The 20,258-nt window shown below is 45.1% G+C and carries 21 protein-coding genes; 12 read left to right on the top strand and 9 right to left on the bottom strand.

Annotated features, from left to right (window positions below; all coding sequences use genetic code 11):
• Positions 1–96: 96 nt before the first annotated feature.
• The gene (locus tag J7E78_RS01600; RefSeq protein WP_215074626.1) at positions 97–960 is read left to right on the top strand and encodes a LysR family transcriptional regulator; all 864 of its coding nucleotides are present in this window, start codon (positions 97–99) and stop codon (positions 958–960) included.
• Positions 961–1,107: 147 nt separating this feature from the next.
• On the opposite strand, the gene J7E78_RS01595 is transcribed toward J7E78_RS01600, so the two are convergent.
• The 4 genes from J7E78_RS01595 to J7E78_RS01580 form a co-directional block, all read right to left on the bottom strand.
• Complete coding sequence (locus J7E78_RS01595; protein WP_215074625.1) at positions 1,108–1,536, bottom strand: hypothetical protein; 429 nt, start codon at positions 1,534–1,536, stop codon at positions 1,108–1,110.
• 223 nt (positions 1,537–1,759) lie between these two features.
• A complete protein-coding gene (locus tag J7E78_RS01590) occupies positions 1,760–2,866 on the bottom strand; it encodes a Leu/Phe/Val dehydrogenase (RefSeq protein WP_215074624.1) in 1,107 nt (368 codons plus the stop codon).
• 287 nt (positions 2,867–3,153) lie between these two features.
• The gene (gene cdaS, locus J7E78_RS01585) at positions 3,154–3,783 is read right to left on the bottom strand and encodes a sporulation-specific diadenylate cyclase CdaS (RefSeq protein WP_215074623.1); all 630 of its coding nucleotides are present in this window, start codon (positions 3,781–3,783) and stop codon (positions 3,154–3,156) included.
• Between the two features lie 206 nt (positions 3,784–3,989).
• A complete protein-coding gene (locus J7E78_RS01580; protein ID WP_251034761.1) occupies positions 3,990–5,504 on the bottom strand; it encodes a DUF6359 domain-containing protein in 1,515 nt (504 codons plus the stop codon).
• Positions 5,505–5,728: 224 nt separating this feature from the next.
• Here J7E78_RS01580 and J7E78_RS01575 point away from each other — a divergent pair, with 224 nt between their 5' ends.
• The 3 genes from J7E78_RS01575 to J7E78_RS01565 all read left to right on the top strand — a co-directional run bounded on the left by J7E78_RS01575 (position 5,729) and on the right by J7E78_RS01565 (position 7,218).
• A complete protein-coding gene (locus tag J7E78_RS01575; protein WP_215074621.1) occupies positions 5,729–6,022 on the top strand; it encodes a hypothetical protein in 294 nt (97 codons plus the stop codon).
• Between the two features lie 153 nt (positions 6,023–6,175).
• The gene (locus tag J7E78_RS01570) at positions 6,176–6,331 is read left to right on the top strand and encodes a hypothetical protein (RefSeq protein ID WP_017691064.1); all 156 of its coding nucleotides are present in this window, start codon (positions 6,176–6,178) and stop codon (positions 6,329–6,331) included.
• A gap of 329 nt (positions 6,332–6,660) precedes the next feature.
• Positions 6,661–7,218 carry a GNAT family N-acetyltransferase gene (locus tag J7E78_RS01565; protein WP_215074620.1) on the top strand — a complete coding sequence of 186 codons (558 nt, stop codon included), beginning with the start codon at positions 6,661–6,663 and terminating at the stop codon, positions 7,216–7,218.
• Positions 7,219–7,310: 92 nt separating this feature from the next.
• Here J7E78_RS01565 and J7E78_RS01560 read toward each other — a convergent pair whose 3' ends face one another.
• Positions 7,311–8,087: a Crp/Fnr family transcriptional regulator gene (locus J7E78_RS01560; protein WP_235193905.1), complete on the bottom strand. Its 777-nt coding sequence runs from the start codon at positions 8,085–8,087 to the stop codon at positions 7,311–7,313.
• A 373-nt stretch (positions 8,088–8,460) separates the two neighbouring features.
• On the opposite strand from J7E78_RS01560, the gene J7E78_RS01555 reads away from it, so the two are divergent.
• Positions 8,461–8,892 (top strand): GAF domain-containing protein, encoded by a 432-nt coding sequence (locus J7E78_RS01555; RefSeq protein WP_215074619.1) that lies wholly within the window; start codon positions 8,461–8,463, stop codon positions 8,890–8,892.
• A 374-nt stretch (positions 8,893–9,266) separates the two neighbouring features.
• Here J7E78_RS01555 and J7E78_RS01550 read toward each other — a convergent pair whose 3' ends face one another.
• The 3 genes from J7E78_RS01550 to J7E78_RS01540 form a co-directional block, all read right to left on the bottom strand.
• Positions 9,267–9,977, bottom strand: a complete 711-nt coding sequence (locus tag J7E78_RS01550; RefSeq protein WP_215074618.1) for a permease prefix domain 1-containing protein — start codon at positions 9,975–9,977, stop codon at positions 9,267–9,269.
• A complete protein-coding gene (locus J7E78_RS01545; RefSeq protein ID WP_215074617.1) occupies positions 9,964–10,308 on the bottom strand; it encodes a PadR family transcriptional regulator in 345 nt (114 codons plus the stop codon). The genes J7E78_RS01550 and J7E78_RS01545 overlap by 14 nt, the downstream gene beginning before the upstream one ends.
• Before the next feature lie 115 nt (positions 10,309–10,423).
• Positions 10,424–11,623 carry a hypothetical protein gene (locus J7E78_RS01540; RefSeq protein WP_215074616.1) on the bottom strand — a complete coding sequence of 400 codons (1,200 nt, stop codon included), beginning with the start codon at positions 11,621–11,623 and terminating at the stop codon, positions 10,424–10,426.
• A gap of 580 nt (positions 11,624–12,203) precedes the next feature.
• On the opposite strand from J7E78_RS01540, the gene J7E78_RS01535 reads away from it, so the two are divergent.
• The 6 genes from J7E78_RS01535 (at position 12,204) to J7E78_RS01510 (ending at position 16,477) form a co-directional block, all read left to right on the top strand.
• Positions 12,204–12,410 carry a hypothetical protein gene (locus tag J7E78_RS01535; protein ID WP_215074615.1) on the top strand — a complete coding sequence of 69 codons (207 nt, stop codon included), beginning with the start codon at positions 12,204–12,206 and terminating at the stop codon, positions 12,408–12,410.
• 396 nt (positions 12,411–12,806) lie between these two features.
• The gene (locus tag J7E78_RS01530; protein WP_017691068.1) at positions 12,807–13,457 is read left to right on the top strand and encodes a response regulator; all 651 of its coding nucleotides are present in this window, start codon (positions 12,807–12,809) and stop codon (positions 13,455–13,457) included.
• Complete coding sequence (locus J7E78_RS01525) at positions 13,450–14,565, top strand: PAS domain-containing sensor histidine kinase (protein ID WP_215074614.1); 1,116 nt, start codon at positions 13,450–13,452, stop codon at positions 14,563–14,565. Before J7E78_RS01530 ends, J7E78_RS01525 begins: the two co-directional genes overlap by 8 nt.
• A gap of 269 nt (positions 14,566–14,834) precedes the next feature.
• Positions 14,835–15,329, top strand: coding sequence for an Lrp/AsnC family transcriptional regulator (locus J7E78_RS01520; protein WP_105406131.1), 495 nt, complete (start codon positions 14,835–14,837; stop codon positions 15,327–15,329).
• A gap of 12 nt (positions 15,330–15,341) precedes the next feature.
• On the top strand, positions 15,342–15,929 hold the full coding sequence (locus J7E78_RS01515) for a chromate transporter (RefSeq protein ID WP_017691071.1): 588 nt from the start codon (positions 15,342–15,344) through the stop codon (positions 15,927–15,929).
• A gap of 2 nt (positions 15,930–15,931) precedes the next feature.
• Positions 15,932–16,477, top strand: a complete 546-nt coding sequence (locus J7E78_RS01510; RefSeq protein WP_017691072.1) for a chromate transporter — start codon at positions 15,932–15,934, stop codon at positions 16,475–16,477.
• A 159-nt stretch (positions 16,478–16,636) separates the two neighbouring features.
• Here J7E78_RS01510 and J7E78_RS01505 read toward each other — a convergent pair whose 3' ends face one another.
• Complete coding sequence (locus J7E78_RS01505) at positions 16,637–19,012, bottom strand: Ig-like domain-containing protein (RefSeq protein WP_251034750.1); 2,376 nt, start codon at positions 19,010–19,012, stop codon at positions 16,637–16,639.
• Between the two features lie 208 nt (positions 19,013–19,220).
• On the opposite strand from J7E78_RS01505, the gene J7E78_RS01500 reads away from it, so the two are divergent.
• Positions 19,221–19,826 (top strand): methyltransferase domain-containing protein, encoded by a 606-nt coding sequence (locus tag J7E78_RS01500; protein WP_215074613.1) that lies wholly within the window; start codon positions 19,221–19,223, stop codon positions 19,824–19,826.
• The last annotated feature ends 432 nt before the right edge of the window (positions 19,827–20,258 follow it).

The raw sequence follows: 20,258 nt of genomic DNA, 5'->3' as shown, positions 1-20,258 counted from the left end.
AATGATTGAAATATATACTTGTATCTCTCAGAGAGATACCTCACATCAACATCTGCGGAAGCAATGTAAGTTAATCCACGTTCAGGAGGATACAGCATGGAACTTTCCGATATCGATATTGTTCTCGCGGTGGCGCGTTCAGGCAAAATCTCACAGGCCGCCAAAGAACTGAATTACGCGCAATCCAATGTCACTACGCGCATCAAAAAACTGGAGCAGGAATATCAGATCCAGCTGTTCAACCGTTTTCCCAAAGGTGTTGTACTGACCTCCAAAGGAGAACAGTTCGTCCAGTACGCCACGCGCATTCACAACCTTTTGCACGATCTGAAGCAGGACATGACCGATCCCGGGGAGCCTTCTGGCACGCTGAAAATCGGCATTGTAGAAACAGCGGCATCCAGCCGCTTTATGGAGATTCTGAATGAATATCAAATAACCTACCCGAAGGTGTCCATCTCACTCGTTAACGCCACTTCACCCAAAGTACTGCGCAAGAAAATACAGGACTATGAGATTGATGGTGCTTTTATCAGCGGTGCTTGTGTGAAGGAGGGTCTGAAGGTGGAATATGAGATGCAGGACACGGTTCATATCATCTCCAAGCGCATGGATACACCACCCGAAAGCCTGTGCCAAGTATCGTGGGTTGTTTTCCCCGAGGGCTGTCCGTATCGTGAAATGACCGAAGAATTTTTGCAGGAAGAAGGGTTGTCCGCACGTAATATCATCGAAGTGAGTACGATGGAAAACCTGCTCAGCTGTGTGGAGTCAGGAATCGCATTTACCATTATGCCGTGCAACGTTATTCACAAGAAACCGGATGATTTCTCCGTATTTGATCTCGCAGATCGTTATACTCATACCACGACAACCTTTGTCCGCGGTGAGGATCGGTATGTCAGCAGTGCGCTGGATCAATTCATGAAACTGCTGAATCAGAAGTGCATTACGTTTTGATATAGAGAGCTTAGTACCCCTCTTTCAACCGCTGATCTTCTTGATTACTAAATGGACTAGAGCACATTGATCGAGACCATAAAAAAACAAAGCAAAAGGCATTCATACAGAGTGCCTTTTGCCTTCCTTCCCTCAATACCTATTCAATTAACCCTTACTCCACCTTGAATCGTGCAGCCGATTCGGCCAGATTCTGCTCGATATTGCTGGAGATTTCCTTGGACTGGCGGGAACTCTGCTCTGCTCCACCATAATAGCCAGAGCAACTCCGATCAGGGTCACGATAACCATCTGACTGTCTGTACAAAAGGTTTCATCTGTCATTTCGTTGGTATCACGCAACTTCAAGAGTTCTTTGAACGTGTTATGTACGGATATCGCATGACTCAATTGTTGCTGAAGCTGCATCGCTGTCCAAAGCCCTTCCCCAAGGCGGTCAGCCATCACATTCATTTCATCTTTGCTTTTCCTGACCACAACATCAGATGAAATCATATAACTTGTGGTCGTTGCACCAAGCAGAACCAACACAACCAATACACTGATCATGAAAGGCAGCTTGATTTTAAGCGACATATTTTTGAGCTTATCCTTGAACCATCTGCATCTGAACGATGTACATACATTATCGGAAAAACCATAGTGAAATTGATCAATTAGGGAGATATTGCCACTGTTATTCTTTTTAATACTTATCACAATATAAAAAAATGGCCTGTCAGATCGACTATCCATCTTTGGAATGGATGTTGCCGTTACCTAACAGACCGTTTTCAATTTGGTTATGATTCTATTACGTTTACTTGCGCAATCTCCGGGAACTCAATGCATGATGACCATTCTGCAAAAATGTACTGCGCGTATTCTTCATCTGTTCAATTCGTCGCTCAGCCAGACGATCTGCGGCAACATAGGTAGCGATGCCCTCGGTACGTGAGCTTTCGAATATTTTCTCCAGAGTGGAATAGATCTCTCCGATCTTGCTCCACGCCCGATCCGCGTTATAACCGTTCAGCTCATCCGCAATGTTAATTACGCCACCTGCATTGATAACATAGTCAGGCGCATATACGATGCCCATATCATACAGCTGATCCCCATGACGGTTCTCCAGCAGCTGATTATTGGCACAGCCCGCTACAACCTTCGCCTTGAGCGTTTTGAGCGTATCGTCATTAATCGTGCCGCCCAGTGCACATGGTGCATAGATATCACACTCCACACTCGTGATGTCTGCGGGATCAACTGCTGTCGCGCCGAAGCGATCCACAGCCTGTTTCACCGAGTCCTTATGGATATCCGTAACGATCAGATGTGCACCTTCCTCATACAGATATTTGCACAGATGCATCGCCACATTGCCGACACCTTGGACCGCTATCGTTTTACCCTCCAGCAGATCGGTACCCAATGCTTCTTTGGCTGCTGCCTTGATCCCCCGATATACACCCCAAGCCGTTGCAGGTGATGGGTTACCGGATGAACCATAGCTCGCCGAGATGCCTGTCACATAATCGGTTTCCTGATAGATCAGGTTCATGTCCTCTTCCGTTGTTCCCACATCTTCGGCTGTGATATAACGTCCGTTCAACCCTTGAATATATCGTCCAAACGCCCGAAACATCGCTTCGTTTTTGTCACGCCTTGGATCTCCGATGATAACGGTTTTGCCACCGCCCAGATTCAGTCCGGATACCGCATTTTTATATGTCATACCACGGGCAAGGCGCAGGGCATCTTCAATGGCTGCTTCTTCTGAAGCGTAAGTCCACATCCGCGTGCCTCCCAGCGCAGGGCCGAGTGTTGTGTCATGTATGGCGACAATTGCTTTTAACCCTGAATTTCGATCCTGGCACAGAACCAGTTCCTCATAATCGTGATGCTCCATTACTTCAAACCAACTCATGTGCTAACCGTCTCCTCCAACCATTTTTGCGATCCAATCGCATTGTTCTCTATCTCATTGACCATCCTCTATTGTACCCATGAATACCCAATTTGTGCAAAATCACATCGCAATGTTAGAGAAGCATCTAATGATGTCTCTCATATGGCAGGAGCACAGCTGTCGAATTTCAGATTACAATTTTATCGTCGATCAATAGAAAAACCTCTCTCCCTTACAGGAGAAAGGTACAATTCCCTCAACTGCATCAACCTATTCGCCCCAAGTAGGCCACTTAATCGCTCACATTAAGGAAGCGTTTCGACCACATTAATTGGATGCAGATCGCCATCCACAGCAAATGAAGCCTGTCCTGTCTCCTCGGAGACAACCAACACAACCGCATCCGTCAATTCACTGAGTCCCAGTGCTGCCCGATGACGAGTGCCTATTTTTCGTTCATGCACTTCCGCTTGCGACAACGGCAGCACATTACCAGCGGATACAATCTGATTGCCACGAATCAACACAGCCCCATCATGCAGAGGTGCACCGGGAATAAACAGCGATTCCAGCAACGCATGGGTGACTCTGGCATCCACAGCCACGCCTGAGTGGATGATCGACTCCAACGGAATCTCCCGTTCAATCACAATCAACGCCCCATATCTCCGGTCAGATAGATGCTGTACGCTCGATGTTAATTCGGCAAACTTCTCGGTAAAGGGTGACAGATAACAATCCAGATAAAACGAAGAGGCGAGCACCTCGATCTGCTTGATCTCCGCTCGAATCTCTGCAAATTGCCCCAGCAGACAGGCACTGTCATTGTCAAATCGGGATAACGTCAGATTCATACGTTCTGCCACACGATGCAGATCCGCTTTGAGCTTCTGTCTCATCGAAGAACTGTCACAGTCTGCTTGCCGATTCATCATTCGCCGCCTCCTTGGTTGGGTTGGGCTTCACGCCGCATCATTAGTACCCATAACTTCCCCTCTGAAGCACATATTTATGCAATGGCAGGGCTGTAGGAGCTAATCCTGAGCTTCATTGTAACTGATATAACAAGCAAAAAAGAGCCTGTCCGCAAAACTCCACGGTCAGACCCTACTCGCATTATTTGATGTCCTGTCTATTTCACTTATTGCGCTTTTCCGTATGAACCTGCCTTAAACGTAGTCGGATCATACCATTTGTACCCTGCTGCCGGTGCAGCCCATGGCTCAAGTTGCGGCTCGGTTGATGCAGCCGGAGCTTCGATCGGAAGCAGGCTTGTTGCCGTATCCAATGTCAGTCCTGGCACTTGTGCCAGACTGGTGTAGCTCTCTTTGACCGCGAGCCATTTCACAGTATTCACAAGGAACGTGGCATCATCCACTTCTTTGAATCCATCATAGGTCTTCTTGGTAGCACCGGTCTCTTCACGCAAATATTTCGGAGTCGCGTCTTCCACAGGTGAAGAATCACCGATAAACGCGGCTTTGCCCGCACCAACCTTTGCAATGGCAGCATAGGCTCCTTCAGCTCGTCCACCACCGTTATATACGCCCTGATCCACGGCATTGCCCCACTTGGACACACCACTTGGTACATACACCAAACCTTTGGCCTTGTTCGGGTCTATAATCGCAATGGTCGATCCCGCATGCATGGCTACTGAATTAACACCAGCCGTAATGCCGAAGGATTGTGCAGGTGCAACGATATCCGATGCATTAACATCTCCAAGGGCATTGTAGCGAAAACGGACACCAAAGTTCGTCGCGAGCCAGTCTGAACTCGTCACACTCTGCATCGCTGGTGATTCGGCTTCAGCCGAAGACATGCCTTTGGCCGGATTCAGGAAGGCACCGCGGCGATAACCGTTGAATACTTCGGAAGAATCCCAGCGGTTTTTGTTACGGTCTGCATTATAGTGATCGGAGATGAAGAAAACACTTCCTCCGTTCTGCACGTATTGCACCAGCGCAGCCTGTTCAGTCGCTTTGAACGGCACGTTGGCTTCGCCAATGACAAAGACGTGGTAGTCTTTCAATTTATTATAGGTGATGGCTTGCTCACCAAATGTATACGGGATGCTGCGTTCCAGCTGATCCACGGCAAAGCCTGCGTTTCGCAAACCATTGGCAAAATCCGAAAATGCCCCGTCAACAATCCAGTCGGCAGCACCTGCGGTCTGCGCGTGGGTATTATCGAACAATACTTTCTTACCGGTACCGTCCGGCAGTGTTGTGCCCGGGTTCGGTTCTGGATCAGGATTGGTTGTTCCGGAGGAAAGTGTGATGGACGTTGGGTTTTTGACTCCTGCATAGCTGTTGTAAGCACCGAGGGTTCCGGTTATGATGATCTTTTTGCCTACAAGATTCGGATTGGAAGCCAATCCATATTGCGAACGGAAAGATGAGGTAATCTGTACATCCAATAATCTGGCGTTGGTCCGCTCTGACGCTGAATCGGCAATCAGAACATTAAAATCATTGGCATACGGAGATGTAAACTTCGCGGTAAGTGACCCGGTAGCATGTCCAACAATGATTCCTTCAACCGTCGCTGTACCTCCACCGCTCTGGGCAGCGATGGCCTGAGATACCGTAAGTGGTGCTGCAGCTTGTACCGGACTTTGCGAACCCGGCCCCAGCAGTGCGGTTGCCATCATGATAAAGACCAGGAATGCCCCGATCCAGTGCTGCCATAACGCCTTTTTCATATTCCCTTTCTCCTCCTCCAAATTACCTGATAATGGGTTATCCTCCTTTAATTTAATTGTTCATATGCTGAATTCCTCTTTCTTTTTGTAAAGTTTATGAAAAAGTTTAGAAGTTGAGTCTATTGGCCCATACTGATTATCATTAGGATTCCATTTACCGAAGGAGTAAAACGATGATGAAGTTGGTATTTTTGATACTCTTGTTGATTGTTCCGCTGATTATGGCTTATGTTGCTCTTCGTTCCCGAATGGTTACCCGAGTATTCCATATTGTTGCGCTACTCTGTTTCTACAGTGCGGCAACCGTCATCGCTGGTGATGTGTATGCGACGAATGCTCATATGACGACATTCACCACCGAGATTCACCATTTCCTGCTGAATGGCTGGTTCTTGTATCCGTCTGCATATCTCGGTGTGTACATTCCCTATGTGCTGTGGATGAGCTTATTTTCAGAAAAAAGTTAAATTCGATGCGTACTTGGGATTGCATTTTGCCAGCGTTCATTGCATAATGAATATATAAATGTGATAATGATTATCATTCTTGAACTTGTCTCTTTGTAACTTTCTACTGCATATGATTTTACGATTTTATAGATAAAGGGGAACGAACATCGAATGAATACAACTCTGCAAAAGGCTGACCTGCAGCTTGACGATTACTTGGATCTTCTGAACCTGGCAACCAATCTGGGTGATACGAGATGGCAAAAGGAAATTATCCGTAAGCTGGCTTATACTTATCCCGCAGTTCAATGTAAACAACCACAATAGCATGCCACATACAGCATAAATCTACATTATGGCTCATGACCGATTCATTCGTTGAATCTGTTATGGGCTATTTTTGTTTTACTATATAATTGAACTAAACAATTACATGAGAAACGGAGAGGACAGAAATAACCTGAAGGAGCGGAGCTAAAAGCTTTCTGAAAGAAAGCTGCTTCGGAAGCATACACCTCGCCTTTATCCCCGGATTTTCCCCTTTGAAAAAGGGAATCAAAAAAAATCTGGGGGTAACAGCGATCGGAAAGTTATTCTGTCATCGGAGTGGCAAGTGTAATATTCTTTAGTTCAATTGATATAGGAGGGGAATAGCTATGCAACTGGAGACTGACAGACTGATCATCCGGGAGATTCGGGAGACAGATTGGGAGAGGATTCATGCCTATACTTCCATGCCGGAAGTTACACAGCATACAGCGTGGGGGCCGAATACCGAAGAAGATACGCGAGCATACGTGCAGTTTGTGTTGGACATGCAGCAGACAAAACCACGAGAAGGCTATGAACTGGCGATATGTTTGAAAAGTGATGGAACTCTCCTCGGCGGAGTAGGTATTCACGTGATGGAGAAAACCAATGCAGAGATCGGTTACGTCCTTAATCCCGCCTATCAAGGGAAAGGTTATGCCGCCGAAGCAGCCCGAGCCATGCTTGGCTTTGGCTTCAATACACTTGGTTTACACCGAATTTATGCGAAATGCCGCCCGAACAACAAGGCTTCAGAGAACGTTATGCAGAAGATCGGCATGCAGCGAGAAGGGCTATTACGCGAGCACTGGTTCTACAAAGGTTCCTTTCATGACTCTGTGATCTATTCGATTCTCTCCAGTGAATATGCACATGAACAATTTCAAAGAAACACAAAAAGCTGACTCCCATATATGGGCCGCCAGCTTTTATTTCGTTCTTTTTCTCCGTAACGACCCCAATCGCCAATGGAGGTGAAGCCTCTGAACCAGCTAATTTACAATCGGCACAGCTCTACCGGACAGCTCGGGAATGTAGGACATCCACACATACAGCGCAGGGCTGCCAGGTCACGAATCATCAGTTTGCCGTCCATCATATCCAGCGTACCTTGTTCCTTCCATGCCCCCAGCATCCGCGTTACACTCTCCCGGGTAGCTCCAATCATCTCGGCAAGATCGGTATGGTTCAGCTTCATGTCTAGCACGATGCCATCCGGTGTAACCCTGCCATACGAATTGCTGGCACGGATCAGTGTCGAAGCGAGCGCACCCGCCTTGCCATACAGCAGCAAATCACGGAATCTCGACTGGGTAATTCGCTGCGACAGTGCCATCCATTGCAAGAATTTCAAGGCAAGGTCGCCATGTTTGCTGAGTATACTTTCCAGATCGCTAAGCGAGATAATGGCCAGTTCCCCTTTTTCCGCCATCTCTGCACTGTAGCTATGATTCAATCCGCCGATGCCGCCGAATTCACCGATGAGATCGCCGCTTTGCTGAATGGATAAAATAATTTCCTTGCCATCCTCCGTCGACTTGGTCATTTTCACTCGTCCCGAACGAATGTAGTACAGATATCCGGCTTCATCGCCTTCGAGAAAGAGACTATATCCCGACTTCACCCGTTTGGGTTGCATTTTTGCTTCAATCAGGCCCCATTGCTCAGATGTAACAAACGAAAGGATTCCGCCTGTTTCTCGTGTCATTTTGCCCGCCTCCGTTTGTTTCTGCTCTGCTCTTTGGGTTGTTCTTTCTACAAATACTGTACCCATAACCTTCGTCCCCCTCGGTGATTCCTTATGTATCCATCATACCTCGAAAGTAGCGCGAGGGTTATCGGGGGATTACCTGATCCTTAACGGAAAACTCCCTGAGTTTGCTGTGAGAAAAGTCACATTTCACCGATATGCCTCATCCTTCGCATTTCTTCAATCCCTTGGTGTACCTGATTCAGGAGTCCTCCACTGCCCATGTTCAGTAAATTTCAGAACGGAAATAGGGGTTTTCCCTGAATTACAATGTACGAGAAAGGGTCTACAATAGAATCAACATTGTAATACCCTTACTTTAAGATGATCCTGAAAGGTTAATGATATTGATTACACGTTACGTACGTTATAATTTCGAAAAAGGAAGTGTCCTCTCATGCATGATGAACTGCCATCTGGCATTCAGGAGATGATCGACGGCCTGCGCCTGAACACATCCAGCGACTTCTGTGGACTTGCCTGTCTGAACGGGACGATGCTACGCTGGAAGTATACCTCTGGGGCTAGTAATGAACGGGTGAAACGCATGGAAATGCGCCCCGGACAAGATCTGGTGGGCACTGCCCTTCGGACTGGACGCACAGCAAGGTCTGATGCACAATCCACCGGGGAGCATACACCCGGTCGTTGCCCGTTAATGCTCGCTGAGCGGCTGGTATGTGCCATAGCGGTACCTGTGTTCCAGGAAGGAAGCGTGCCTGGTGCTGTGCTGCTCGTTGGCAGCAGACTGCCTTGCACCTTCTCACCGGACATGGTCCGGCAGACGGAGCAAGTCGCTCTGCATCTTCAGCCGAAGGTGTTTGGATAACGACATCTGAAACGAAGCCAAAAGTCTTGTCCTCATGGGGGTAACAAGACTTTTTTATTATGGTTTATTCTTAGTTGGGCAAGACCTATTCTTCCATCGGAAGCAACACAGCACAACAGTGCCATTTCCATCGAATCGCCTTCATGGTTACTTGCACAGCAACGGTGAACTATCATCATGTTCAGCGGTGTTTTTTATAAAGACCAAACCCTATTTTTGTATCCCCCATGCTCTCTGGAGCCATCCTTTATTTAAAAACAGCAGCCAGAATATCCGGCTGCCGTTGATATCATTTCTTTCTGGTGCTATCGTTTCTCATTATCCCTTCGTGGCCTGCCAATGAAACAATTCATATTCCAGATTTTAATTACTAATCACCTTTTTTCCCTATATCTCATCCATCCCATTATAAAAAAGAAGATCGAGAAGGAACTCATAAGCAAACTTATAATCACTACCATGGAATATCTAACGACATTATGCGAAAATTGGATTTCGTAAACATTAGTTGTATTCGGATGTGCAGTATACTTTAACTCCACTTTTGTATGAATCAACCAATTATCATATTGAGGAAATCCTTCATGGTCTATTGTTTTAAAAATTTGATTTGATTTTGAACCTCCTTTCTCTGTAATTACAGTATCCTTAATGTATCCGCGTTCAATTTCATTTTCGGTAATGGATTTTATTTTTGCCACATCTGGAGTTTCAGAACGATATAGTTCAGCCCATAACGCATTGTAAAAGGAAGCTCGTTCATTTGCATAAAACTGTTGGCCTCCCCAAATAGTAAGTAGCAACAATATAACAAAACCAAAACAAAAAAGTGAAATTTTCCAATATACATTCCATTTGCGTCGTTTCGATTTTATTTCTGGATCATCATAAAATATATCCTGATTTCCACCAAATTGTTCGAATGCGTCTATTGTTGCTTGTTCTTCACTTAAACCTTTCGCTCTTCCGTCTTGGATATAATCCACAAGATGGGTTCGCATTTCTTCTCTCATTTCATGCAATTCTTGTTTACTCAACCCACTATCCCGGTATAAGTTATCCAGAAACGTCTCAATTTTTTTCATGTTGGTTCGCCTCCAAAAACATTTCCAATATCGCTTTGAGAACAATCCATTCTTTCTGGCTGTGATTAAATTCGACTTGGCCCGTAATTGTAATTTTATAGTACTTTCGCCGTGCAGCTCCCTCCGATTCACTCCAATACCCTTCAATCCATCCTTTCTGCTCCATTCTTTTTAAAGCTGGATATAGCGTCCCTTCCTTTAACTCGAATAAATTCTGGCTAGTTTTCTTAATTGCTTTACTCATTTCGTACCCATATAAGTTATTGTGAGAAAGCAAGCTAAGTAGAATGAAATCAATATAACCCTTTAACCACTCTTTTCTAATTTCCATTAGAACACCTTCCTTACACAAAAAAATGTATCACAATATACCTTGTAACACAAGGTATATTGACAAAAAAAGTTGGCAATTTATATGCCAACTTTTCCTTACCTCTAATTAGTTCTTATTTTTTCGCGGTATCTTCAATTAACCAAGTCAATGGCTGCGCAAAAATATCCTCCTCTTGCCCAGTAATACTTTTGTCTCCACTAGGATCTATGATGTAAGCTGTTGTATCCTCAGTCAGGTTAGAAATTTGATCTTTAGAGACATAGCCTTTTAAATCAGTATATCCCGAAAAGGTTACATTGCTGTCATCCAATGTGATAACCTTAATTGAATCTGTTGCCATTGTAATACGATCATTGTTTTGATCAATAGCTCGAGCCTGAACTTGTTCAACTTCTACATTATGCTTTTTTGTGAAACCTTCAAGTTCTGATAATGTAATAGGTTTCTCAAATGTTATAGTCACTGCAATTTTTTCGGAATCTCCAGCATCTTTCAAAAGAGATTGTGGATTCACAATAGAATCTAGCAACACTCTTTTTACTTCCCTGTACGATGATATACTTATTTGACCTGACTCAACAGCCTTGTGCTCACTAATTAAATCTGGATATCCAGATTCATATGATTGTAAATCAGTAGCCAATGATTGTTCTGATGGAAACTCTTCAAGCAAGGTTGGTTCCCCAGGTAATGAAAATCCTCCCAAATTGTCACCATAGGTATGCACATGTTGAACTACACTTGATTGCACACAATTGTTATAGTCGCTAGCTCCTTTTTTACTTATGGCAAACTGAGCGTTCACCTTACCACTGTCACCGCTACCACCATCTCTATAGTCATTCCATAAAGACTCCATGTAATAGGTTTTTCCTGACTCGACGGTACCCAGTACAGTTACTTCCGTTTCATCATCTTCACCAAAAAAGTTATTATCTTCAATATCTATTTTAGGATTGGGGAGATTCGTTCGAACTTCATCCCCATCGATTTCTAAATCCCATGAGTCTGGTATAGCTGTCTGATCAATTGTTAAATAAGCGTTCGCATTATCACATGTATTCCCCGGATTATCACCACCATTATTATAATCGAGAATATTCGTAACATTAGTTGAATCCAAAGTGAAGTAAATGGAAGTATTTAATCTTGTATTTCCACCACTCGAGACTAAACTAAGAAAACCTTGACCTGACTTTGGAACATAACTACCGTTGTTATAATTTGAATAACTCCATGCATGGATAGATGAACTGAGCGAGAACAACATTACCGTTCCCAAGGCAAGAACTTTCAAATTAAACTTTTTCAATTGAAAACCTCCCAATTAAGTTATTGATTATTGTTTACTGCCCTTACCAGTAGCGAAACAGCACAAATAAGTAGCTATCCCACCTTTCAAGTGAGTTGCTCCTATATCAAATGTTTGCATAAAGCTTGTTACCTTATGTAATCTCTATACTGTCTGCTTTACTCTAACAAAGTATAAGAGCACAGGACATAGCCCCGGATGTGTAGACAACACTCAAAATATTATCTGCTTTCTCAGAATAATCCTAAGATAAGCTAGATTCATATTACAATATATTCTATTTATATACAATAAAAGTTATTTAATTATATATTTTTACATATTTCCTTAATTATCATGATCTACACTCACACTCTCTATGATTTGTGGCTAAGTAATATACCAGAAACCTCAGCCTGAAAGAAAAGCAAAAGGAGAATAACCTGCAGTAGAAAACTAATCATGTAAACTGCGATGCGAAAATTTAAATCGTGGTCATCAAACCTTCTATTTTAAACACACTAAAATATGATGACTTCCTGAATACAAAGTTATCTCTTGAAATAAATGTAATATATTCGATTTAAAAGGGCCCTTATGTGTGCTTAATCTGGTTAAGGGCATAGTTGACATTGGACGAATCGACGGCCCTGCCAAGAACTCCATTCAAGGGCTGGTCAAGGAAGGTACTACCTTCTCCAACTTTAGTCTGTTCGGTAAGGAATGGTACATCAACGGAGATGGTGTTAACCGCGGTGGACAAGGCATCTATCAGCAGCTCGGGCTGAAAGCACCAGACTATGTGTAGAAAGAGCTGATTGAACAGGATAAAGATACTGTACCTATATCTGAGGAAAAACTGGCGGATTACGCAGGTGATTATATTTTCCTCGATTGATCCAATGAAGGTTCGCTGGATGAAACATCACCCGTCTGGTCATCCCTGGATGTTGTGAAGAACAATCGAGTGTTTAAGCTGGATGGGGAACGTTTCTGGCCTTACGATACTCTTACCGTGGAGGCACAGGTCCTGGAAATTTCCAATATGATTCAGGAACGTTTCGGCCAAACAGAACATTAAGGTTCAATGTTTCTATCCCACACGCTGAGAGTAAGGGAAGTTATTCGGAGATTAAAGCTCTGAATCGCTTCTTTTTTTGTTATGATATAGATAGAACTAAGGAAGCGGACAGGGGGAAATGATGTGATTCAACTATTAGTTGTAGACGACCATGTTGTCGTGCGTTCCGGGCTGATCGCCTTACTTGAAGGAAAGAATGATATACATATCGTTGGAGATGCCGCAGATGGCGATGAAGCCATTGCCAAGGCTCAAGAGTTGAAACCAGATGTGGTCTTGATGGATTTCAGCATGCCACCAGGCAAAGACGGTCTGACCGCTACCGCTGAATTGAAGAAATTGATGCCAGATGTCTCCATTTTGATACTAACCATGCATGACGATGAAGAATATCTGTTCCGCGCCATCCACGCGGGAGCATCCGGATATATACTGAAAAGTGCGCCGCATGAAGAATTGCTTGCCGCGATTCGTTCCGTAGCAGAGGGTAGCGCCTATCTATACCCCAGTGCGACCAAGCGGCTGATGAGTGAATACCTGGACAAAGCCAAACAGGAAAACGCCGGACCGTATGACACGTTATCCGAGCGGGAGAAAGAGATTTTGTCCTGGATTGCCAAAGGATACGCCAACAAGGAAATCGCCGAACATCTGATCATCAGTGTCAAAACGGTCGAATCCCACAAAAGCAATCTGATGGAGAAGCTTGGCCTGCGTACAAGACCGGAACTGGTGAAGTTCGCCATGAAAAAGGGGTTGCTGAACTTTGAGTAGTGCACGCGAGAACAGACTTAGCGGATTTGCCGACCAACCTGTACGCCTGCTACTTCAAGAACTAGATAATCACATTACGGATAATGAATTTTGCAGCAGGTTGAAGGGGTCCCTGCATCAACTGAGTGATCTGAAATTTGCCTTGGATGAATCCTCTATTGTAGCCCTGACAGACCGCAAGGGTAAAATCCAGTATGTGAATGATAAATTCTGTGAGATCTCACAGTATGAGCGCGAGGAACTAATCGGTAAGGATCACCGAATCATTAATTCCGGATACCATGGCAAAAGCTTTATGAAAAACCTGTGGGAGACGATATCCTCAGGTAAGGTATGGAACGGGGAAATTCGCAATCGTGCCAAAGATGGCAGTCATTATTGGGTCAACACCACCATCGTTCCTTTCCTTGATAACGACGGGCAGCCCTATCAATACCTGGCTGTACGCAGCGAGGTCACCAAGCTAAAATCCGTCGAAGCCGAATTGCAGAAGATGATGTCTCAAGTGATGAATATTCAGGAAGAGGAGCGACGCCGGATCTCGCGTGAACTGCATGACGGGATTGGACAGAGTCTCTTCTCTCTGGTGATTCAGATGGACCGACTGCTGGCAGACCAGCCTCAACCGGGCGTCGAAGCACTGCGGAAACAGGTCGCCGGGATTATGGAAGATGTACGTGGTATGGCATGGGAGCTGAGACCGTCCGTTCTGGATGATCTGGGTGTTGTTCCGGCGATTCGTACGTATATCGAGAATTACACCCGTCACTACGGGATCAAAGTTGATCTGGAATGTAATTTGCGCAAACGACTGGAGACGAACCGCGAGATAGCCATCTACCGGATTATTCAGGAAGCCTTAACGAATGTCGCGAAGTATGCCGATGTTGCCGAGGCACGTGTTACTATAGAAGACGCTGAGGACATAACGATGGTTATTATTGAAGACCAGGGTGCCGGATTCAGCGAAGCAACTGCTGGCAATGGTGTTGGATTGTTCAGCATGGAAGAGCGTGCCCGTAGTGCAGGAGGAACGTTGAGAGTTTCTTCCGAGCCTGGCGAAGGGACCACCGTTACCCTTTTACTGCCCAAGACAGCACAGGGATAACCGACATGCTTCGTATCACACTTTGCGCTTCACTCCAGCTTATCTATTATTTAACGGCTGCTCGCTATTGGACTGTGCGAGTGGTCTTTTTATTTTCGATTGGTCGAAATGACAAAATGAAGGCTCAAAATCGGTTAAATTCAATAATTACGATAAATAGATTGACTCCAGTTACGATTCGTCATTAAACTATGAATGCCACATACACATTGTATGTTAAGTAAATTTTCATTGTTCATTTCATATAGCGAAAGAAAAGGATGGTCAACATGTCAGAGAAACGCTCCTCCAAAGGAGGAGAAATTCCACAAATGTACAATCTGGACGAGATGGATCGCAAAATTATCGCTGCGCTTCACCAGAACAGCCGGATATCCTATACGGATCTGGGGACACAGATCGGGTTGTCGCGTGTAGCTGTTCAGGCACGCATTAATGCGTTATCCGAAAAAGGAATCATCGAACGCTTCACCGTTGTGATCAACCCTGGCAAGGTTGGGCTTCAGGTCTCCGCCTTTTTTAATGTCGATGTTGAACCGCCCTTCCTGGATGAAGTCGCTGAGAAACTGGATGAAGAGCCAGCCGTCACCAGCCTTTATCATATGACAGGCCCAAGTACCCTGCACATGCACGGTATTTTCGCGGATATGGAAGAGATGGAGCAGTTCTTGCTCGAGAAACTCTATAAGATGCCAGGTATCGTCAAAGTGGAATCACAGCTATTGTTGAAACGTTATAAAAGCCGGATGGGCATGAGACTCTAGGAGGAAATCAGCATGGGTTGGAAAGATTATAACGGTCTCGTCATCGGAATGGTACGAACCGGAATTCTCGGATATGGCGGTGGCCCTTCGGTGATCCCGTTAATCCGTTACGAAGCCGTTACGCGTTACAAATGGGTCAGTGATGAGGAGTTTGGCGAGATTTTGGCCATCGCCAACGCCCTGCCCGGTCCCATCGCGACCAAGATGGCCGCATATCTCGGTTATAAAACCAAAGGTGTGCTGGGCGCGATTGTGTCCGTACTCGCTCATATTTTGCCGACAAGTATTGCTATTATTGCTCTGCTCGGTTCCATGTACGCGCTGCGCGAATCGAAAGTGGTCGCGGGCATGGTAGCCGCCGTGCGGCCGGTCATTTTTGTCATGCTGGGCATGATGGCTTATGAATTTGCCATGAAAGCCTGGAAGGGACTCGGCAAAGTTTTTGCCGCCCTATTCGGCGTAATTGCCTTTGTACTATTGCAGCTGCTGGATATCCATCCGGGGATTGTGATCGCTGTTTTCCTTGGATATGGTGTCTTCCATCTGGATCTGGTTCAGCGCTTCAAGTCCAAAGGCGAGTCCGATAAGGGGGTGTCCTAAGGATGCTCCAGACCTGGTGGGAATTATTTTGGGGATTTTTCGTAGCAAACATCTTGGGATATGGGGGCGGTCCGGCTTCCATTCCGCTTATGCAGGAAGAGATTGTGAACCATTACCAATGGATGACCACAGAGCAATTCGGGGATGTACTGGCGATTGGTAACGCCCTTCCCGGGCCGATTGCAACCAAAATTGCTGCATTTGTCGGGTACCACGTAGCAGGCTGGTTTGGGGCATTTATCGCAAGTTTTGCCACAATCGTGCCTTCCGCAACTGCATTAATTATATTACTTCGTCTGTTGAACAAACATCGTACTTCACCAAAAGTCAAAGGTATGACCCTACTCGTGCAGCCTGTTATCGCTGTACTCATGATTCTGCTCACATGGGAATTCGGGCAGCTATCCACTGATTCCATCGGCATCTGGCAGACGTTGATCATTGCAGGCATCTCGCTCTGGGTTATGACCAAGACCAAGCTGCACCCGGCCATTCTGATCGTGATCGCTTTTGCCTATGGTGCGCTGGTACTGTCTCACACGATGTAGTTATAGAAACATACAGGGAACGATTCCTGAATAAGACGTTTCAGAGTCGTTAGCGCTTGAAGACATGCCTAGTTTATAGACAAAAAAACGGTGATACCAGCTATTAGCTGACATCACCGTTTTTATTTGCGCGTTTTATGCTCACATTTGGAAAAGCAATTACTTCGCTTCAACCACTACTGTTACTTTGGTTTTTACACCTGCAAATGTCACCGTAATCGTTGCTTTACCTTTGCCGTTCGCCTGAATAATGCCATCTTTCACCGATGCTGTTGCAATACGGGAAGATTTCCAGAGAGCCGGTTTGGATACATTGGCTTCACTGCCATCAGCATACGTTGCAGTTGCAGCCACGGTTACCTTTTCACCAGGTTTCATGGTCAACGTTACTTTATCCGTCTGCAAATATTTCAGTGTATCCACATCTACAGCAATCGTGACAGACTTGCTGCCGTATTTTGCTGTGATTTTGGCTTTACCGCTACCTGCTGCCTTTACTTTACCTTTAGTCACCTGAGCAACAGTGTACTTATTCGTTTTCCATTCAGCTTTGTCCGTAACATCACGCTCGCTACCGTCGCTCAAGATAGCCGTTACCGTCAGATCAGCTGTATCACCTGATTTCAGCGACAGAGCCAGCTCGGAAGCTTCAATACGTGAGATGACATCCACTTCAACTTGGATCGTCACTTTTTTGGAGCCGTATTCTGCTGTGATGTTGGCTTTACCACTGCTGTTACCTGTGATCACGCCTTTTTTCACATCCGCTACACGTGAGTTGCTGGATTTCCAGGTTGCTTCGGATGTTACATCCAGCGTGTTGCCATCTTCATCCGTACCTGTTAGAAGGATCGTCTGAGTTTCTTTGGCAGACAGAACAACGAAGTTCACATCTGCTTCCAGTCCACTAGCCATACCTACTTCAACAGGCAGAGTCAGTGTTTTACCTTCAATCTTCGCTGTGATGGTTGCCTTACCTGTGGCAACACCTGTGATAACCCCTTTGCTATCTACCTCAGCGATTTTATCGCTGCTGCTGCTCCAAGTTGCATCTTCAGATACATCTTTGGATGTTTCACCATACAACGCCAGCACTTTGGCCGAAGTCGTTCCACCCACGGCTACCGTTGCTTTTTTCTTGTCCATCTCATACTTGTCTGCTACGTCTACATTCACTGTGAATTTAACCGTTTTACCGCCATAAGCTACAGTAATCGTAGCCGTACCGGATTTGTATGCAATCAGATCGCCGTTTGATACATATACAACATCTGCATTGCTTGAAGTCCACGTTGCTTTGGAAGTTACAATTTCTGTGCTTCCATCAATATACTCTGCATTGGCTACCAATGTCTTGGACTTGTTATCACCCGTAACACTCATGGCTAGTTTGTCATTTACATCTTTGATATCCAAATATCTTGCCGTATCTACATCCACAGCAATTTCTACGGTTTTGCCACTATAGGTTGCCTTGATCGTTGTCGAACCTGCGCTAATGGCTGTGATCTGTCCCTTAAACACCGTTGCAACCTTCTCGTTGCTGGATGTCCATGTTGCCTGATCCGTTACATTCACATCGCTGCTGTTTGGATAAGAAGCCGTTACAACGACATTAGCTGTTTTGGTTGTCTCACTCAAACGGAAGAAGATGCTCTGTTTCTCCACACTCAACTTGCTGGTCAGATCTACATCCACGTCAACGGATACAGACTTCGTACCGTATTTGGCTGTGATCTTGGCAGAACCTGCCGAGTATCCTGTAATTTCGCCTTTGAGAACATCTGCAACCTTCTCATTGCTGGATGTCCACTCCGCCAGATCCGTTACATCTTTGGTTGTACCATCTGGATACGTAGCCGTCACTTTCACACTTTCACTTTTGTTCAACAACAGGTTAACCTGCTGTTTATCTACATCTACACGTTTAACCACTTCAACGTTAACATCCACCGTCACGCTCTGGCTGCCAACTTTGGCTGTGATGACTGCCGTACCCGCGCTTTGTCCAGTTACTTTACCATTCACTACGGTAGCAACCTTCTCATCACTGGTAGACCATTCTGCAGTACTTGCTGCTTCATTATTTGTTTCATTGTCACTATACGTTGCTGTCAAAATAATTTCTTTTGTATCTCCCGTGCGCAAATCCAGACTTTGCACGTTTTTCGAAAGAGCTTTGACTTTCTTCGTCACTTTCACTTGAACAGTTTGACTTTGACCCTGGTAAGCTGCCGTAATCGTCGCTTTACCTTCCTTTTTGGCCGTGATTGCACCATTATATACAGTTGCTATCGAAGTATCTTCACTACTCCAGGTTGTACTAATCGTTACATTAGCCGAGGTATTATCTGAATATACCCCTGTCACCGTAACAGACCCAGAATCACCAACTTCGAGCGACATCTCATTCTTGGAAACCACAATTTTGGACAGTTCTTTGTCTGCCGCAGCGGCCAAGCCTACGTTGGAAATACTCAGCATCATCACCAGCATCATCACCATGTACTTGGTCAATCTTGGCTTTAACATCATTTCCCCCCGATTATCTTCATTTTTTTCCTTATCTTTAATGTCGGCAAGTCCTTTCCAGATGTTTAGACTTTCAGGAAATTTTCAGGGATTCTATGGAAATTAATTCATTCTCGCTTCCTGTTCCAACTAATTCATACCTGCGAATATTGCGCATACCTATGTATATTGACTGTCTTGAACTTCTTGTAAAAGGATTGGAGGAAACATAATGCGTCAGCCTTTTGATTACATCGGGTATTGGGAGGAAACATATCGTTTGGGTGAAACTTCCGGGAGGGGTTCATACGGGGTATTGGCTGAATTCAAGGCCGAGGTCGTGAACGGACTGATTCAATGTGAAGGTATTCATCGTGTCATTGAGTTTGGATGTGGGGATGGCAACCAGTTGCAATACATGAATTATGAGGACTACCTGGGCGTGGATGTAGCGGCTTCTTCAGTAAAGCGTTGTGCTTCCCAATTTGCCAAGGATTCTTCCAAGAGCTTCATGCTGTATACACCAGGCCTATGGATTAACCGAGGTTTCCTGCAAGCCGATCTGACGGTCTGTCTGGATGTGTTATATCACATCACGGATGAAACCGATTTTCGCAATACCCTTTATGATATACTGCACTCTTCAACAGCATGGGTGGTGCTTTACACCCGTTTGAAAGAAAACGGCAACCCGGGGATTGATACAATCCAGGACCGTAATCTGTTCAAATATCTCTTCGACTACCCTGATTTCAAAGTTCATGAGATTATTCCGCAGCGCTATCCAGATCAATCTTCTGCCGACTTTGTCATCCTGAGACGTACGCCTTCGAAGTGAAAATTGATTCTTTCAGTAAAATCATAGCCAAGTCTGCACCAACTGAAACCGTAAGAATGAGATATTCATAGACCAGATATTCTTTTGTCTTCCTTGGATTATGTACACCATCCGCCTGTCCGCTCACCTTGATTTATCTATTCAAAGCTCAAGCTTAGGTATACTCCGTCTCCAATAGAAGGGATATCGTTCCTAATACTGGAGACAGTCGCACGCGGACAGGTGAGGATGGTTTGCTAATGACGCTACTGACAACTAAATACTGAATATATAACTGGTTAACGGGTTGAATCTAATGAAACAACGTGAACTACACACCACCTAAGAGGTGGGGTGCTTCTTGGTCAATAGAGCAACTGCCCCAAGTTTACCCAAGCTTACAGGTGAGTTCCTCACCCAATGTATGCCATTTAGTTGGCGAGTTGCAGCACA

It is taken from the genome of Paenibacillus polymyxa (genome assembly GCF_018614975.1).
GTDB classification, from domain to species: Bacteria; Bacillota; Bacilli; order Paenibacillales; family Paenibacillaceae; genus Paenibacillus; species Paenibacillus polymyxa_E.
The sequence above is the reverse complement of the archived record's forward strand: the minus strand, read 5'-3'. Positions and strand labels throughout refer to the sequence as shown.

What these genes read in the sequence shown, in the direction of transcription:
- J7E78_RS01600 (WP_215074626.1), top strand. Translation starts at nt 97, where the DNA reads ATGGAACTTTCCGATATCGATATTGTTCTCGCGGTGGCGCGTTCAGGC.
- J7E78_RS01580 (WP_251034761.1), bottom strand. Translation starts at nt 5,504, where the DNA reads ATGATGGCAACCGCACTGCTGGGGCCGGGTTCGCAAAGTCCGGTACAA.
- J7E78_RS01505 (WP_251034750.1), bottom strand. Translation starts at nt 19,012, where the DNA reads ATGATGTTAAAGCCAAGATTGACCAAGTACATGGTGATGATGCTGGTG.
- cdaS (WP_215074623.1), bottom strand. Translation starts at nt 3,783, where the DNA reads ATGATGAATCGGCAAGCAGACTGTGACAGTTCTTCGATGAGACAGAAG.
- J7E78_RS01570 (WP_017691064.1), top strand. Translation starts at nt 6,176, where the DNA reads ATGAATACAACTCTGCAAAAGGCTGACCTGCAGCTTGACGATTACTTG.
- J7E78_RS01555 (WP_215074619.1), top strand. Translation starts at nt 8,461, where the DNA reads ATGCATGATGAACTGCCATCTGGCATTCAGGAGATGATCGACGGCCTG.
- J7E78_RS01565 (WP_215074620.1), top strand. Translation starts at nt 6,661, where the DNA reads ATGCAACTGGAGACTGACAGACTGATCATCCGGGAGATTCGGGAGACA.
- J7E78_RS01520 (WP_105406131.1), top strand. Translation starts at nt 14,835, where the DNA reads ATGTCAGAGAAACGCTCCTCCAAAGGAGGAGAAATTCCACAAATGTAC.
- J7E78_RS01550 (WP_215074618.1), bottom strand. Translation starts at nt 9,977, where the DNA reads ATGAAAAAAATTGAGACGTTTCTGGATAACTTATACCGGGATAGTGGG.
- J7E78_RS01545 (WP_215074617.1), bottom strand. Translation starts at nt 10,308, where the DNA reads ATGGAAATTAGAAAAGAGTGGTTAAAGGGTTATATTGATTTCATTCTA.
- J7E78_RS01595 (WP_215074625.1), bottom strand. Translation starts at nt 1,536, where the DNA reads ATGTCGCTTAAAATCAAGCTGCCTTTCATGATCAGTGTATTGGTTGTG.
- J7E78_RS01560 (WP_235193905.1), bottom strand. Translation starts at nt 8,087, where the DNA reads ATGGGTACAGTATTTGTAGAAAGAACAACCCAAAGAGCAGAGCAGAAA.
- J7E78_RS01500 (WP_215074613.1), top strand. Translation starts at nt 19,221, where the DNA reads ATGCGTCAGCCTTTTGATTACATCGGGTATTGGGAGGAAACATATCGT.
- J7E78_RS01515 (WP_017691071.1), top strand. Translation starts at nt 15,342, where the DNA reads ATGGGTTGGAAAGATTATAACGGTCTCGTCATCGGAATGGTACGAACC.
- J7E78_RS01590 (WP_215074624.1), bottom strand. Translation starts at nt 2,866, where the DNA reads ATGAGTTGGTTTGAAGTAATGGAGCATCACGATTATGAGGAACTGGTT.
- J7E78_RS01510 (WP_017691072.1), top strand. Translation starts at nt 15,932, where the DNA reads ATGCTCCAGACCTGGTGGGAATTATTTTGGGGATTTTTCGTAGCAAAC.
- J7E78_RS01575 (WP_215074621.1), top strand. Translation starts at nt 5,729, where the DNA reads ATGATGAAGTTGGTATTTTTGATACTCTTGTTGATTGTTCCGCTGATT.